The sequence below is a fragment of the Pseudidiomarina atlantica genome, assembly GCF_000753735.1.
GTDB classification, from domain to species: domain Bacteria; phylum Pseudomonadota; class Gammaproteobacteria; order Enterobacterales; family Alteromonadaceae; genus Pseudidiomarina; species Pseudidiomarina atlantica.
Window position 1 is genome coordinate 317,909 of sequence record NZ_JPIN01000001.1, and the last position, 15,377, is coordinate 333,285.

General features: G+C 48.9%; 13 protein-coding genes and 1 pseudogene. 2 read left to right on the forward strand and 12 right to left on the reverse strand.

Annotated features, from left to right (window positions below; translation table 11 throughout):
* Positions 1–1,131, forward strand: coding sequence for a peptide-methionine (R)-S-oxide reductase MsrB (gene msrB / locus IDAT_RS01570; RefSeq protein ID WP_034729596.1), 1,131 nt, complete (start codon positions 1–3; stop codon positions 1,129–1,131).
* A gap of 19 nt (positions 1,132–1,150) precedes the next feature.
* On the opposite strand, the gene ggt is transcribed toward msrB, so the two are convergent.
* Positions 1,151–2,917, reverse strand: coding sequence for a gamma-glutamyltransferase (gene ggt / locus IDAT_RS01575; RefSeq protein ID WP_034729599.1), 1,767 nt, complete (start codon positions 2,915–2,917; stop codon positions 1,151–1,153).
* Positions 2,918–3,023: 106 nt separating this feature from the next.
* On the opposite strand from ggt, the gene IDAT_RS01580 reads away from it, so the two are divergent.
* Positions 3,024–3,617, forward strand: a complete 594-nt coding sequence (locus IDAT_RS01580; RefSeq protein ID WP_034729601.1) for a rhomboid family intramembrane serine protease — start codon at positions 3,024–3,026, stop codon at positions 3,615–3,617.
* A 4-nt stretch (positions 3,618–3,621) separates the two neighbouring features.
* Here the strand turns inward: IDAT_RS01580 and IDAT_RS01585 are convergent, their stop codons facing one another.
* The 11 genes and pseudogenes from IDAT_RS01585 to gyrA all read right to left on the reverse strand — a co-directional run bounded on the left by IDAT_RS01585 (position 3,622) and on the right by gyrA (position 15,288).
* Complete coding sequence (locus IDAT_RS01585) at positions 3,622–3,927, reverse strand: ComEA family DNA-binding protein (protein WP_034729602.1); 306 nt, start codon at positions 3,925–3,927, stop codon at positions 3,622–3,624.
* An 83-nt stretch (positions 3,928–4,010) separates the two neighbouring features.
* Positions 4,011–4,709 (reverse strand): orotidine-5'-phosphate decarboxylase, encoded by a 699-nt coding sequence (gene pyrF / locus IDAT_RS01590; RefSeq protein ID WP_034729604.1) that lies wholly within the window; start codon positions 4,707–4,709, stop codon positions 4,011–4,013.
* A gap of 63 nt (positions 4,710–4,772) precedes the next feature.
* A pseudogene (gene lapB / locus IDAT_RS01595) lies at positions 4,773–5,867 on the reverse strand (lipopolysaccharide assembly protein LapB); the annotation flags it as partial.
* The gene (locus tag IDAT_RS01600) at positions 5,860–6,123 is read right to left on the reverse strand and encodes a LapA family protein (RefSeq protein WP_034729612.1); all 264 of its coding nucleotides are present in this window, start codon (positions 6,121–6,123) and stop codon (positions 5,860–5,862) included. The gene IDAT_RS01600 and the pseudogene lapB, both read right to left, overlap by 8 nt.
* Before the next feature lie 99 nt (positions 6,124–6,222).
* Positions 6,223–6,507 carry an integration host factor subunit beta gene (locus IDAT_RS01605; RefSeq protein WP_034729615.1) on the reverse strand — a complete coding sequence of 95 codons (285 nt, stop codon included), beginning with the start codon at positions 6,505–6,507 and terminating at the stop codon, positions 6,223–6,225.
* Between the two features lie 47 nt (positions 6,508–6,554).
* A complete protein-coding gene (gene rpsA / locus IDAT_RS01610) occupies positions 6,555–8,231 on the reverse strand; it encodes a 30S ribosomal protein S1 (RefSeq protein WP_034729618.1) in 1,677 nt (558 codons plus the stop codon).
* 107 nt (positions 8,232–8,338) lie between these two features.
* Positions 8,339–9,043, reverse strand: coding sequence for a (d)CMP kinase (gene cmk / locus IDAT_RS01615; RefSeq protein WP_034729620.1), 705 nt, complete (start codon positions 9,041–9,043; stop codon positions 8,339–8,341).
* Between the two features lie 96 nt (positions 9,044–9,139).
* Entirely contained in the window at positions 9,140–10,420 is a 1,281-nt protein-coding gene (gene aroA, locus IDAT_RS01620) for a 3-phosphoshikimate 1-carboxyvinyltransferase (RefSeq protein WP_034729622.1), read from the reverse strand.
* The gene (hisC, locus tag IDAT_RS01625) at positions 10,402–11,526 is read right to left on the reverse strand and encodes a histidinol-phosphate transaminase (protein WP_034729625.1); all 1,125 of its coding nucleotides are present in this window, start codon (positions 11,524–11,526) and stop codon (positions 10,402–10,404) included. The genes aroA and hisC overlap by 19 nt, the downstream gene beginning before the upstream one ends.
* Positions 11,527–11,547: 21 nt before the next feature.
* On the reverse strand, positions 11,548–12,636 hold the full coding sequence (gene serC / locus IDAT_RS01630) for a 3-phosphoserine/phosphohydroxythreonine transaminase (protein WP_034729628.1): 1,089 nt from the start codon (positions 12,634–12,636) through the stop codon (positions 11,548–11,550).
* A 9-nt stretch (positions 12,637–12,645) separates the two neighbouring features.
* The gene (gene gyrA / locus IDAT_RS01635) at positions 12,646–15,288 is read right to left on the reverse strand and encodes a DNA topoisomerase (ATP-hydrolyzing) subunit A (RefSeq protein WP_034729630.1); all 2,643 of its coding nucleotides are present in this window, start codon (positions 15,286–15,288) and stop codon (positions 12,646–12,648) included.
* Positions 15,289–15,377 lie beyond the last annotated feature (89 nt).

Below are 15,377 nucleotides of genomic sequence, written 5' to 3' on the forward strand. Positions count from 1 at the left end.
ATGCGTTTTCTCATTTGGTTAGTTCCGCTAACGGGACTGTTGTTACCACTTTCTGCTGTGGCGGAAGAACGCGTTGCAACCTTTGCTGGAGGTTGCTTTTGGTGTGTTGAGAAAGCCTTTGAAGAGGTCCCGGGAGTGCGTCAAGCTGTATCCGGCTACGCTGGCGGTACAGAGGTTGACCCAAGCTACGAAGAAGTCGCAAGTGGGCGCACCAGTCACACTGAAGCCGTGCAAGTTTATTATGATCCTGAAGTGGTCAGTTACACCGGCCTTTTACAAGCTTTCTGGCGGATGATGGATCCGACCGACCTTGACGGTCAATTTGTCGATCGCGGTCAGCAATACCGTCCTGCTATTTTTTATCACAATGAACAACAGCGCCAGATTGCCGAGCGCGAGAAAGCGACTTTGCAAGCGAAAAAGATTTACGCTGAACCCGTCACAGTGCCAATAGAGCCGTTTACCACTTTTTATAAGGCTGAGAGTTATCATCAGGATTATTATCGCAAGAATCCAGTAAGGTACTTCATTTACACCTCTAACTCAGGCCGTTTTCAATTTACCGAAGCGGCTTGGGGCGATGAATACCAAGTTGATTTTACTCAGTTTAAGGATAAGCAACCCATGACAAAGTCGGAGCCCAACACAAAGATAACCGCAGCTAGTTTTAGTAATTTTGAAAAGCCTGCAGAGAGTGAACTTAAAGAACGTTTGTCGCCATTACAATTTGCAGTCACACAAAAAGCAAAAACCGAGCGAGCTTTTGCCAATGAATATTGGGATGAGCATCGCGCAGGCATTTATGTCGATATCGTCAGTGGTGAACCGTTATTTTCATCGGCAGATAAGTTCGAATCAGGAACCGGTTGGCCAAGTTTTACCAAACCAATCGATGAGGACTTCGTGGTGACCAAAACTGACCGGTCTTGGTTTATGACGCGGACTGAAGTATTAAGCCGCTTTGCCGGCTCCCATTTGGGCCATGTTTTTGAAGATGGTCCTGCGCCTACCGGTCTGCGCTACTGTATGAATTCAGCTGCGATGCGCTTTATTCCTCTTGAGGAGATGGCGGCAGAGGGCTACGAAGACTATATTCCGCTGGTGCAACAAGGCTCGAGTGAGCGCGATTAGCGCTCACTCGTCTGTGACTTTAATTACGTTCGCCCAACGCAACACCTTCTCGACGCGGATCCGCCCCACCAAGAAGAGTCCCATCAGCCTCGATGGTGATGCCGTGTAGGCCACTGTTCAACCCTGTCACGCGCGCATCATGCCCCTTGCGTTTGAGTTTTGAAACCAGTTCAGCCATCGGCGTGTCTGCCTCTAACGCAGTGTAATTATTAAGGTTAGTAAAATGTGGCTGATCAATTGCTTGCTGCATGTTCATATTCCAATCCAGCAGTCCTATAAGTGTTTGCGCCACATAGTTGATAATACGTGCGCCGCCGGGTGAACCTACAACATGAATGAGTTGTTCACCAGAACGATCAAAGACCATGGTTGGCGACATCGAGCTACGCGGGCGCTTGCCGCCTTCGACACGGTTCGCTACTAAGGTACCGTTAACTTCAGGTACCAGCGAAAAGTCCGTCAACTGGTTATTGAGTAAGAAGCCACTTGCCATAACTGCAGAGCCAAAGCCCATTTCAATACTTGTTGTCATCGAAACAGCGTTACCCTGTGCATCAACGATAGAAATATGGCTAGTGTTTGGAAATTCAGGCGACTGATCATCAGCATAGCTATAACTTGCAAACACGCCTGGTTGTGCCTGTGTTAAGTCGCTGGTTCCGATCAAGCGCGAACGCTCGGCCAAATAACTCTTTTCGAGTAAGTTTATCACCGGCACATCGACATAATCACTGTCGGCAATATAACGATTGCGATCAGCAAAAGCCAAGCGCGAAGCTTGCGTGAAGTGATGGACAGTTTCGATACTTTGCGGCTCCCATTGCGCAACTGGGAAATTTTCTAGTATTCCGAGAATCTGCAATACCGTTAGACCGCCAGAGCTTGGTGGACCCATACCGCAAACTTTATAGGAGCGATAGCCATTACAAACAGGCTCGCGCACAACAGCTTCGTAGTTGGCAAGGTCTTCGGTGGTCAACAAACCAGGTGATACTTCACTGGACTGTACCGCTGCCACGATTTTTTCACCAACCGGACCACGATAGAAAGCATCTGTGCCTTGCTCCGCAATCAAGCGCAGCGCCCACGCTAACTCAGGATTTTGTTTAACTTCTCCCGCCTGCAAGGCTTGACCATTAGGATAAAAGTAGTCCGCGCTCGCTTGTAGCTTACGTAAGCCAGGGTTCAAATCCATCTCAAGTAGTTGCTCTAAGCGAGGTGACACTTCAAAGCCCGCTTCGGCAAGCTCGATCGTGCTCGTGAACAGTTCCTGCCATGGCCGTTCACCCCAACGTTTATGTGCAAGTTCTAGACCTTTTAAGACACCGGGTGTCCCCACTGAGCGACCGCCTACGACCGCATCCCAAAATTGTTCTGGAGGTTGACCATTGGCATCCAAGAATAAATCGGGTCCCGCCGCGGTTGGCGCTTTTTCGCGCGCATCAATGGTGTATAGCGTTTGACTTGCGTTATCCCAGTACAAAATAAACGCGCCACCACCGATCCCCGATGACTGCGGCTCGGTCAAGGTTAACATCGCCTGAACCGCAACTGCGGCGTCGATTGCATCACCACCCTTGGCTAATATTTCACGGCCCGCAGCGGCTGCTTGCGGGGTTGCCGCTGCCACCATATATTCACTGGCGCGAACGGCTTGTTTAGCGATGATACCGGTTGCCGCTTCTGGTTCACGCTTATCGCGTTGCTGCTGATCACTAGGTTCACTACCACAAGCACTAAGGAGAGCTGTACTGAGCAGTGCGATTGCCCATGCATTGCGTGTCATATCGGGGTCCTTTACTTCGACTCGGTGTGTTTACAGTATTAACGTATCACCCTATCATAATGCTCACGCTCATGAATCACAATGTAGGAATCAATAAGTTAGACCTATGTCGAATCGCTATCAAACACTGATTACCGCCTTGCTACTCGCCATTATTTCGATATGGGCGTATTTCTATCAGTTCGAAACTACCGGGCTACTAGATCGATTCGACTTTCATTATCCAGTCATCTGGCAAGAACCATGGCGTCTTGTGACTTCACACTTTATGCATCTGAGCCAGCCACATGTGCTGGCAAACGCTATTGCATTGGTGTTTATCACTTGGCTGTTTGTGCGCTTTTTTAGTGTGCGTACCTATTTAAACGCGCTGTTGGTGATAACGGTAACGACCAGTGTGCTGGTGTGGCTAAGTGGTTTTGAAGAACGTTTTGTGGGGCTATCTGCAGTTAATCACGGTATGCTGGCTATGGGCTTACTGTTGGAGTGGTTTGACCGCGAGCAACCGCGCTCAGGTTACTTGGTGATTGCTGCGGCGGCCATCTTAGTACTGAAGCTCGTGTTTGAACTGCTTGGTTGGTGGCAAAACACTTTGGTCGCAACGACTGACAAAGTTTGGCTACTACACAGCGCCGGAACGTTGAGCGGCATCCTTGCCTGGTGGCTACACCAACGACGTCTCGCCAAACTTGCCAGTTGATAACTTAGAGTTTCATTTTTGCTTTATTGATTTCAAGCATTCGCGGGCCAATTCCTTTGACTTGCATAAGTTGATTGATATCACTAAAGCCTCCTAACTTTTCACGCAACGCAATAATCGCTTCGGCTCTTTTCGTACCGACCCCCGTCAGTGCTGCCGAAAGTTCGGCGACCGATGCGGTATTTAAATTAACAGTGACTTCTTGTGTTTGCGCGGCGGTTTGTTGACTCTGGTTCGGTACGGCGTGTGCTACCGGAAGCGTCGACAGAGCGCCAATAAAAAGACTAAGTACTGCGGTTTTCCGTAACATAACTAAGCTCCTTTAAAATCCTGCATGTGCAGTATCTGAAGCTTAGCTGGCGACACTATAAAGTGATAGTGTCGCCGCTCGGATTATGTTGTAAGAGAAGCTTGAATTGCAGTGAGCGCAGCAGCTGGATCAGGTGCTTGCGTAATCGGCCGACCAATCACAAGCACTTGAATACCTTGCTGTGCCGCTTGCTCAGGTGTCATAACTCGGCGCTGATCACCTTGTTCACTACCGCTTGGCCGGATGCCCGGGGTGACTAAGACGAAATCTTTGCCGCACGCCTGTTGAATCATTGCTGCTTCTTGCGCTGAACAAACCACACCATCAAGACCTGCTGCTTGGGTCATTTTTGCAAGATGTAAGACATGTTCTGCTGGCGTTACGGTAATCCCTACTTCGGCTAGATCTTCTGCATTCATGCTGGTAAGCACAGTTACCGCAATCAATAACGGCGGATGCTCTAAATCGCTCAACGCTTGTTTTGCTGCTTCCAACATGCGACGACCACCGCTGGCGTGAACGTTGACCATCCATACGCCGAGTTCAGCAGCTGCACGTACAGCTTTTGCAACTGTGTTCGGAATATCATGGAATTTTAAATCCAAAAAGACTTTAAAACCCAAGCCAATGACTTCACGAACAAACTCAGGGCCCGCTGCGGTAAACAGCTCTTTGCCAATTTTCAAACCACACTGTCGCGGGTCTAATTGGTGAATCAGTGGCCATGCGTGCGCAGCGTCAGGGTAATCAAGAGCTACAAAAATAATCGATGACTGCTTCATTTAATCTCCATCGAGTCCGGTGATCGGTTTAATTTCACCCCAAGTGCGGCATGACGGGCAATGCCAATACAATGTAGAACCAGCAAAGCCACAGTGGCGACAGCGATATTTCGGACGTTGCTGCATCTGCTGCTGCACCAACCTTTGCAGCATTAACAGGCTGTCTCGCGCTTTACCTACATCAGCCGCACGAATATGAAAGTCCATCAATTTATGAAAGCCTTTCATCGTTGGGTTTCGCAATAGCGCCGCTTGCATAAAGCGTTCTGCTTCTTCAATGGTACCCGCGGCGGCAACAGCTTCAGACAACAGCATGGCAGCTGAGGTTGAATTGGCCTCACTCACACACTGATGTAAATACTGCACAAAACCAGCTTCATCGCCTTGCGCTTTGTAACACGCTTGCAATGTCGGCAAAGCTTCAGAAATAAAAGCGGGGTCTGCGTCCTTAATGGTTTTCAAGATGCGTTGCGCTTTCTCGTAGTCGCCCTGCTCAAACCACATACGGCCTAATGACAGCGCCGCACGAATATTATCAGGGTCATGCTTGCGGGCTTTTTGATAAAACTTTTCTGTGATTGTCGGATCATCCTGTAAACTAGCTAGCTCACAATACAGTTGCGCAACTACCGGCTGGGCATTAGCGTCAATACGCGCTAACTTGAGAGCCACTTTTATCGCTTTATCCCACTCATGAGTCGCTTCATAGAGTTCTAATAAATGGCGCTGACAGGGCTCAGCAAACTCTTTGTCAGTTTGCAAAGCTAACAGCATTTCTTCAGCTCGATCGAAAATACCCGCAGCGAGATAATCCAAACCCAATTCAAACATCGCATGTCGACGTTGCTGTTCACTTATAGCAGGCCGCGATGTCAGGTTTTGGTGAATTTTAATCGCGCGATCAAATTCGCCTCGGCGGCGAAATAATTTTCCCAGCGCCCAATGCGTTTCGAGCGTATCAGAATCAACGTCTAATAGTTGAATAAAGAGGTCAACCGCCTTATCGGGTTGATCAGACAGCAGTAAATTTAAACCCGTAACATATTGTTTTGAAAACTCTTCCTGTTCACGCCGTTCTTCATTACGGACGCTATTACGCCCCATAAACCAGCCGTAAGCGGCGGCTACCGGCAATAACAGGAACAACAATTCAAGCATTAGGCGTTTCTCGTGCGCTTAGCTCTTTACGTAGTTTACGGTTCTCCGTTCGCAAACTGAGTTGCTTTCCAAGCATACTCAGAAGGCCGAGTAGAAATCCGATAAAAATAAATAAACCGGTAAGAACAGCGACTGGAAGTGTGACTTCACCAACCAGAAAATCAAACGGGATCGCTTGCTTGTTCAGAGCACCGAAGGCTACGGCGATGAGAAAAAGAATCAGTAAAGGGAGACCAATTAATAAGAATCGCAACATCGCATTTCCTTTTTGCTGTTCGCATGCGTAGCTATAAAAAAACGGCATGCCATAACTATAGCATGCCGTTTTGCTGAACTCGACGCGAAAATCGTTCCGTTAACTTAGGTTATCTACGCGCTCACGTAGTTCCTTACCAGGTTTGAAATGGGGCACATGTTTGCCTTCAAGTTCAACCTTTTCACCTGTCTTCGGATTACGACCTATACGTGGTGCTCGATAGTGCAGTGAAAAACTTCCAAACCCCCGGATCTCGATACGATCTCCGCTGGCCAATTGCTGAGCCATTTGTTCGATAAGTTCTTTCACCGCATCCTCAACTTGACGCGGAGAAAGCTCTGGATACAACTTCGCTAACTGTAAAATCAGCTCCGATTTTGTCATCTTAAGCTCCTCTTTGTTTGCGTCGCTACCGAGCACACCAATAGTTCTTAGTCGTCGTTCTTAGCCGCTTTGAAGGCTTCTGCCATCGCGTTGCTGAAGTCAGCTTCGTCTTGCTGCTTGTTCACGCTTTCGATAGCTTCTTTCTCTTCAACTTCGTCTTTAGCACGAATCGACAGGCTCAACGTACGGTTCTTACGGTCAACGCCCATGAAGCGCGCTTCAACTTCGTCACCTACGTTCAGAACAGTTGTTGCATCTTCAATGCGATCGCGTGAGATATCAGCTACACGGATGTAACCTTCTACGCTGTCAGCTAGTTCAACTTTAGCGCCCTTGGCATCGACTTCGATGACCTTACCAGTAACAATAGCACCTTTTTTGTTAGCTGCTAGGTAATTGTTGAACGGATCTTCTTCTAGCTGTTTAACACCTAGAGAAATACGCTCACGCTCAGCATCGACTTGCAGAACTACAGCAGTAATTTCTTCGCCTTTCTTGAAGTCACGTACCGCTTCTTCGCCTGGAGCATTCCAGCTAAGGTCTGACAAGTGAACCAAACCATCGATACCGCCATCAAGACCGATGAAGATGCCGAAGTCAGTGATTGACTTGATCTTACCTGATACTTTCTCGCCTTTGTTGAAGTTCTTCGCGAACTCTTCCCAAGGGTTAGGTTTGCACTGTTTCAGGCCAAGTGAAATACGACGACGTTCTTCGTCAATTTCGAGCACCATAACTTCAACCACGTCATCCAAGTTAACAACTTTAGATGGGTGAACGTTCTTGTTGGTCCAATCCATTTCAGATACGTGTACCAGACCTTCAACGCCTTCTTCGATTTCAACGAAGCAGCCGTAATCAGTTAAGTTAGTAACACGACCTTGCAGGCGGTGACCTTCAGGGTAACGCGCTGCGATATCTGACCATGGATCTTCGCCCAGCTGTTTCAAGCCAAGAGAAACACGAGTACGGTCACGGTCAAACTTCAATACTTTAACGTTGATTTCGTCACCAACATTAACGACTTCGCTAGGATGCTTCACGCGCTTCCAAGCCATGTCAGTGATGTGCAATAGACCGTCTACGCCGCCCAAGTCAACGAACGCACCGTAGTCAGTAAGGTTCTTAACGATACCCTTAACTTCTTGGCCTTCTTGCAAGTTCTCAAGCAATTCTTCGCGCTCTGCACTGTTTTCAGTTTCGATAACAGCACGACGTGAAACCACAACGTTGTTGCGCTTCTGGTCAAGCTTGATAACTTTGAATTCGAGATCTTTGTTTTCGAGGTGGGTCGTTTCACGAACTGGACGAACGTCTACCAATGAACCTGGTAAGAACGCACGTACGCCACCTAAATCAACTGTGAAACCGCCTTTAACTTTACCGCTAATGATACCGGTAACAGTTTCTTGGTCTTCGTACGCTTTTTCGAGCACCAACCAAGCTTCGTGACGCTTCGCTTTCTCACGAGAAAGGATGGTCTCACCAAAGCCGTCTTCAACTGCGTCAAGTGCTACGTCAACTTCGTCACCGACGTTGATTTCGATTTCACCTTCAGCGTTACGGAATTGCTCGACTGGGATTGCGCTTTCAGATTTCAGGCCGGCATCAACCAATACTACGTCACGGTTAATCGCAACTACAGTACCTTTAACAATCGAACCTGGGCGGGTTTCTACCTCTTTGAGGCTTTCTTCAAACAGCTGTGCAAAATTTTCTGTCATATGAGTTAACTTACTTCAGTTAAGTACATCCACCAAACTTCCCGTGAGATGGGGTTGTGAATATTCATCTGCAAGCATCCTTACTGCAGACCGCTAAGCTAGCAAACTTAAGTGTTTGCTTTCTCAGAATGAGTTAGCTTGCCATGGGCAAACCGGAGAATCTGGTCAACGACTTCGTCAATGGCCAGATTCGTTGAATCTAGTACCAGCGCATCGGCCGCTGGTTTCATCGGCGCTACCGCACGATTCGCATCGCGTTCATCACGTTCTTCGATTTCGGCGATTAATTGGTCGATTTTAGCAGTAAAACCCTTCTCGAGCAATTGTTTGTAGCGGCGTTGCGCGCGTTCCTCGGCACTCGCGGTCAAAAATACTTTTACTGCTGCCGACGGAAACACGACTGTGCCCATATCACGACCATCAGCAATCAACCCTGGAAGCTCACGAAAAGCGCGTTGGCGGCGCAACAAAGCCTCGCGAACCCGCGGCAATGCTGCAATTTTGGATGCCATATTGCCTACTTCTTCGGTGCGAATTGTCATAGTGACATCTTCACCCTCAAGTATGATGTGGGTCAGTTGTTGTTCCTGCTCTACCTCGAACTTAACGTCAAGGTTCTGGGCCAGTGCTACAAGGCTTTCTTCGTCTTCAGCAGAAAAATCGTGATGAATTGCTGCCAACGCAAGTACACGATAAATCGCACCGCTATCGAGTAAATGCCAGCCTAAGTTTTCTGCCAAAATGCGACTGACAGTACCTTTGCCAGCTCCACCTGGGCCATCAATAGTGATCACTGGAATCGTTTCGGTCATAGCATCCTCTAGCCAATAAAAGCGCCGCAATTATACGGATCTGGCAGAAAATTGCATCTTTATTAAGTGAATGTTTGACGACGTGTTACTGACAATTCAGCGACAGAGCTGTTGCAGCACCGTGAAATATTCCGGATAAGTTTTCGCACAACAGTCAGGATCTTCGATGCTGACGCCGGTTTCCGTGAACGCCAGCAACGAAAAACACATGGCCATACGGTGGTCATCATAGGTCGCTATTTGCGCATGCTGCAGATGCTGTGGCGGATCAATCACGAGATAATCGTCGCCCTCTTCAACCGTTGCCCCAGTTTTTCTCAGCTCGGTCGCCATCGCGTGCAGGCGATCGGTTTCTTTGATACGCCAGTTCGCGACGTTGCGGATACAGGTTCGACCTTGCGCGAACAACGCCAGTGGTGCGAAAGTCATGGCCGCATCGGGAATCGCATTGAAGTCTGCATCTATGCCCTGCAAGCTGCCGCCTTCGACCACTGCAGATTCGTCATGCAAGGTAACCTTAGCTCCCATCTGCTGCAAAAAGTCAATAAACTCGATATCGCCCTGAATACTGCTTTTGCCGATACCGTTGATGCGCAGTGGACCACCGCCTAACACGCCCGCCGCAAGCCAATAACTAGCTGCACTAGCATCACCCTCAATCCAATAGCGTCCAGGTGAGCGATACAACTGTCCACCTTTAATACTAAAGCTTTGCCGGCCGTGGACTTGGATGTCGATACCAAAACTCGCCAGCATTGCTAGGGTAAGCTCTATGTACGGCCATGAGACCACCTCACCAACCAGCTCCAGCGTTGAGTCCTGCTGACACAGTGGTAACGCCATCAACAACGCCGAGATATACTGACTGGAAGCACTGCCGTTCACCTGCACTGTGCCGCCAAGTAAAGAGGCTTCGATGGTGAGCGGTGGGAATCCGGCTTGCTGTTCATAGCGAATTTGAGCACCACCGGATTGCAGCGCACTGACCAGATCACCAATGGGCCGTTCTTGCATACGTGCATCGCCCGTTAACCGCACTGGTTCCGACAAAGTTGCAGCCAACACTGCCGTCAACGGCCGCATTGCTGTGCCTGCATTGCCTAAGTACAACTCTTGCGGGTGCTGCGACCAAACTCCGCCGTTGCCCTTCACGTGCAAGGTTTCACGATCGATTTCTGTAATTTCAACGCCGAGCGCGCGCAATGCCTCGAGCATGCGGGCAGTGTCATCACTGCGTAGCATGTGGGTCAGTTCAGTGACTTGCCCTTGTGTGCACAAGGCTGCCATCAGTAAAGCACGATTCGCAATACTCTTTGAGCCCGGCAAATCGACCGTACCAGCGCACTGTTTAAAGCCTTTTAGCGAGAGGACTTGCATAAGTTGGCGATTATCTCTTTCATGGCTTGAATGAAGGCTTCATTTTCTTCTGGTAGGCCAATACTGACACGCAAATGGCGCGGCAGTTCATAACCTGCCACCGGCCTAACAATAATACCGGCATGCAGTAATTGCTGATAAATTTCACCAGCATTTTCGCCTACTTCTATGGTCAAAAAGTTACCGCGACTTGGTATGTAGGGAAGCCCGTGTTGCTCGCAAAAATTGACCAACTGTTGCATCCCTGCTTCGTTGACCGCGACTGATTGTTGCAGATAATCGTCATCATCGAGTGCAACTTCTGCAGCACGCAAACTCAGGCTATTCATATTGAATGGCTGGCGAGCACGATTCATTAAATCGGCAATCGCTGGATGTGAGACCATATATCCCGCGCGCAAACCCGCAAGCCCATAAGCTTTTGAAAAAGTTCGGCTCACTACCAAGTTAGGATACTGTTGCACCCATCGAAACGATGGCGCACGCTCCGCTTCAGACACATATTCAGAGTAAGCCTCGTCGAGCACGATCAACACGTTTTCCGGCACTTTGGCTAAAAACGCAGCAATCGCCTCAGTGGTTAAAAAGGTACCCGTTGGATTGTTTGGGTTAGCAATAAATATCATCCGCGTTTTCGCAGTGATAGCGGCCAACATTGCGTCTAAATCATGGCCATAATCTCGTGCCGGAACCGCAACTCCTTTGGCGCCGATGGCTTGGGTCACCAGTGGATACACAACAAACGCGTGTTGCGAGTAAATAACTTCATGTTCCGCGTTTACAAAAGTACGAGCAATCAGCTCCAATACATCATTCGAGCCGTTACCTAGGGTGATTTGCGCAGTATCTAGAGCAAATTTTTTCGCCAGTTTACTCTTCAGGTAAAAGCCGTTTGCATCAGGATAACGGGCTAATCCCGCCAGCGTATCTTGTAACGCAGCCCGAACCTTCGAGCTCAATCCCAGTGGATTTTCGTTAGATGCAAGCTTAATAATGTCGCGAATACCAAGCTCGCGTTCAAGCTCTTCAATTGGCTTGCCGGCTTGATAAGGTTGTAAATTGCGCACGCCGACATTGGCGAGTTGCATCGGGTCAAATGTTGTCATAACGGATTACTTCACTTGTTGTTACGTATGTTTTTGTTCGAATTCTTGCATAAAGCTGACCAGCGCTTGCACGCCTTCCAGCGGCATTGCGTTATAGATGCTCGCACGCATACCACCGACAAATCGGTGGCCTTTCAAACCAAGCAAACCTTGTGCTTCGGCGAGTTGCAAGAACTTACCATCTAAGGCGCTGTCTGCAAGCAAGAATGGTACGTTCATTTTGGAACGATAGTCAGGGTGAACAGGGTTTGAATAAAATGCTGAACTGTCAATGTAACGGTACAATAGGTCAGCCTTTTGTTGATTGATAGCGCCCATTGCGGCTACACCACCCTGCTCCTTCAGCCACTCAAACACCAGCCCAGACAGATACCAGGCCCAAGTATTGGGGGTGTTATACATTGAGCGGTCTTGTGCTTGAACGGTGTAGTCCATAATGGTCGAAGTGCTGCCCTGTGCATGCCCCAGCAAGTCTTCACGTACAATCGCAATGGCAAAACCCGATGGACCGATATTCTTCTGTGCACCAGCATAAATAATGCCGAACTGCTCGACAGCCAGAGGTTCTGAGAGAATCGTTGAGGACATATCAGCAACTAACGGTGCTTTAATATGACTGGGAATTTGATGTAAAGCTAAACCGTCAACCGTTTCATTGGGGCAATAATGAAAATAAGCGGCGTCTTCGCTGACCTGCCAACTATTAGCTGGGGCAATCGCGCGACCTTGATCGGTATCTATGACACCTGCCACCACGTTTACCTTGGCGACATATTTTTGCGCTTCACGAATGGCAAAATCTGACCAGATACCACAATTTAGATAGTCGACTGTGGCGTTTGGCGCGGCAATATTTTGTGGCACTGCGGAGAACTGCCCGCGGCCACCACCATGCATAAACAAGACTTGGTAATTTTGCGGAATCGCCATTAAATCACGCAAGTCTTGCTCGGCCTGAAAGGCCATTTGCATAAAGGCTGGATCGCGGTGACTGATTTCCATCACCGATATCCCCGAGCCCCGCCAACTTCTCAATTCTTCTTGCGCACGTTCAAGTACTGCACGCGGTAACATCGCTGGACCAGCGGAAAAATTAAACGGGGCTGTCATGTGCCTTACTTACTCCTCAACTGTACCTTCGCCATCGGCGCTATTGTCCATTTCATTATCAACTTTACCGTCGTTCTCTCCGTCCATAAGAACGTCGTCTAATTCTTCGTGTTCATCAATATCGTCGATGCGTTGCATACCGACCACTTTCTCGTCACTTCCAGTTCGGATCAAGCGTACCCCCTGCGTATTACGACCGACAACAGAGACTTCGTTGACGCGTGTACGCACCAAGGTGCCCTTATTACTGATGAGCATGATTTGGTTGCTATTGACGACTTCCATCGCGCCGACTACGGCACCGTTACGCTCACTTACCTTGATCGAGACAACACCCTTGGTGGCGCGGCTCTTCGCCGGATAATCAGTGATAGGCGTGCGTTTGCCGTAACCATTTTCCGTAACTGTCAGCACGCATGGAACTTCTTCCTCGATCAGCCGCGGCACAATCAACGACACCACGCGCTGTCCGGGTTCTAAGCGAATACCCCGAACGCCGGTCGCGGTGCGGCCCATCGAGCGAACTTGATCTTCGCTGAAACGAACCACTTTGCCCGCATCTGAGAACAACATGACTTCGTCACCAGCAGAGGTCATATCAACCCCGATAAGCTCGTCGCCATCGTTAAGGTTCAAGGCAATGATACCGCCGTTACGCGGGCGTGAGTAATCGACCATTGGCGTTTTCTTCACCGTGCCATTCTTGGTCGCCATTAAGATAAACTTATCTTCTGGGTAATCACGGGTCGGTAAGATGGCGGTGATGCGCTCGTCAGCCTCTAGCGGTAACAGGTTCACAATAGGTCGTCCACGCGCAGTGCGCGTCGCTAACGGTAATTGATACACCTTCATCCAATAAATGCGACCACGGGTCGAGAAACATAAAATAGTGTCATGAGTGTTGGCAACCCAAAGTCGCTCAATGAAATCTTCATCTTTCATTTTGGTCGCTGACTTACCCTTGCCACCGCGGCGCTGTGCTTCGTATTCGGTCAATGGTTGATACTTGACGTAGCCGTGATGCGACAGAGTCACCACCACGTCTTCTTCGTTGATCAAATCTTCCATTGAGATGTCATGCGCTGCTGCGGTGATCTCTGTGCGACGTTCATCACCGTATTCGGCTTTGATTTTTTCCAGTTCTTCACGAATCACTTCCATCAAGCGCTCAGAACTGCTCAAAATCAACAAGAGTTCTTCGATTTGGCTCAATAGGGCCTTGTATTCATCAAGAATTTTTTCATGCTCTAAGCCGGTCAACTTATGTAGACGCAAATCGAGAATTGCTTGCGCTTGTTCTTCGGTGAGATGGTATTGACCGTCGCGAATACCGTATTGCTTATCCAAATGATCAGGGCGCGCGGCATCAACCCCTGCCCGTTCGAGCATTGCCGCTACATCACCTAACACCCAAGCGCGACTGATTAAACCAGCTTTCGCTTCAGCTGCAGTTTGCGAGCGACGGATGAGTTCAATGACTTCATCGATATTTGCCAATGCAATGGCAAGACCTTCAAGGATATGAGCCCGTTCACGCGCCTTGCGCAGCTCATAGACTGAGCGGCGTGTGACCACTTCACGGCGGTGCAAGATAAAGCAATCGAGCATATCGCGCAGATTGAATAGGCGCGGTTGGTTTTTATCGAGCGCCACCATATTGATGCCGAACACTACTTGCATTTGGGTGTTCGCGTACAGGTGGTTGAGCACTACTTCGCCAACTTCGCCACGCTTCAGTTCAATAACGATGCGCATACCGTCTTTGTCAGACTCGTCGCGCAGCGCGCTAATGCCTTCAAGACGTTTTTCTTTCACCAGTTCAGCGATTTTTTCGATCAGCTTGGCTTTATTGACCTGGTACGGAATCTCATTAACGATAATGGTTTCACGACCATTGCTGTCGGTTTCGATTTCCGCTTTAGCGCGCAAATGAATGCGGCCACGGCCCGTTTTATAGGCTTCGACGATACCTGAACGCCCTGAAATGCTTGCTGCCGTCGGAAAGTCAGGCCCCGGGATATACTCCATCAGTTCTTCAACTTGGATATCCGGGTTGTCGATCATAGCTAAACAACCATTCACGACTTCAGTTAGGTTATGCGGTGGAATGTTAGTTGCCATACCCACCGCGATGCCCGAAGAACCATTCACTAGCAAATTCGGTACGCGGGTCGGCAGCACATCAGGAATTTGTTCAGTGCCGTCGTAGTTCGGCACAAAATCGACCGTTTCTTTGTCGAGGTCTGAGAGTAATTCGCCAGCAATTTTAGCCATACGAATTTCGGTGTAACGCATTGCTGCTGCAGAGTCGCCGTCAACCGAACCGAAGTTACCTTGACCATCGACCAGCATGTAGCGCAGCGAGAACGGTTGCGCCATACGCACGATAGTGTCATAGACCGCGCTGTCACCATGGGGGTGATATTTACCGATCACGTCACCGACGATACGCGCCGACTTTTTATATGGTTTATTGAAATCATTGCGCAATTCATTCATCGCGAATAACACACGACGATGCACAGGTTTTAAGCCGTCACGAACATCGGGTAACGCACGCCCGACGATAACGCTCATTGCGTAATCGAGATAAGAGCTTTTCAGCTCATCTTCAATATTGACTGGAACGACTTCTCTGGCGAGATCACTCATAGTTATATCCCTAAACGATCTGTCTTTCTTATAATTGTCTGAGTGGCACCATTGTACCCTTAGCGCTACGCCCTCGCATCCTTTTTTCC

Bases quoted from the DNA above. Each gene is read 5' to 3' on its own strand.
- hisC (WP_034729625.1), bottom strand. From the start codon at position 11,526: ATGACAACATTTGACCCGATGCAACTCGCCAATGTCGGCGTGCGCAAT.
- IDAT_RS01605 (WP_034729615.1), bottom strand. From the start codon at position 6,507: ATGACAAAATCGGAGCTGATTTTACAGTTAGCGAAGTTGTATCCAGAG.
- serC (WP_034729628.1), bottom strand. From the start codon at position 12,636: ATGACAGCCCCGTTTAATTTTTCCGCTGGTCCAGCGATGTTACCGCGT.
- aroA (WP_034729622.1), bottom strand. From the start codon at position 10,420: ATGCAAGTCCTCTCGCTAAAAGGCTTTAAACAGTGCGCTGGTACGGTC.
- IDAT_RS01600 (WP_034729612.1), bottom strand. From the start codon at position 6,123: ATGTTGCGATTCTTATTAATTGGTCTCCCTTTACTGATTCTTTTTCTC.
- cmk (WP_034729620.1), bottom strand. From the start codon at position 9,043: ATGACCGAAACGATTCCAGTGATCACTATTGATGGCCCAGGTGGAGCT.
- rpsA (WP_034729618.1), bottom strand. From the start codon at position 8,231: ATGACAGAAAATTTTGCACAGCTGTTTGAAGAAAGCCTCAAAGAGGTA.
- IDAT_RS01585 (WP_034729602.1), bottom strand. From the start codon at position 3,927: ATGTTACGGAAAACCGCAGTACTTAGTCTTTTTATTGGCGCTCTGTCG.
- ggt (WP_034729599.1), bottom strand. From the start codon at position 2,917: ATGACACGCAATGCATGGGCAATCGCACTGCTCAGTACAGCTCTCCTT.
- msrB (WP_034729596.1), top strand. From the start codon at position 1: ATGCGTTTTCTCATTTGGTTAGTTCCGCTAACGGGACTGTTGTTACCA.
- gyrA (WP_034729630.1), bottom strand. From the start codon at position 15,288: ATGAGTGATCTCGCCAGAGAAGTCGTTCCAGTCAATATTGAAGATGAG.
- IDAT_RS01580 (WP_034729601.1), top strand. From the start codon at position 3,024: ATGTCGAATCGCTATCAAACACTGATTACCGCCTTGCTACTCGCCATT.
- pyrF (WP_034729604.1), bottom strand. From the start codon at position 4,709: ATGAAGCAGTCATCGATTATTTTTGTAGCTCTTGATTACCCTGACGCT.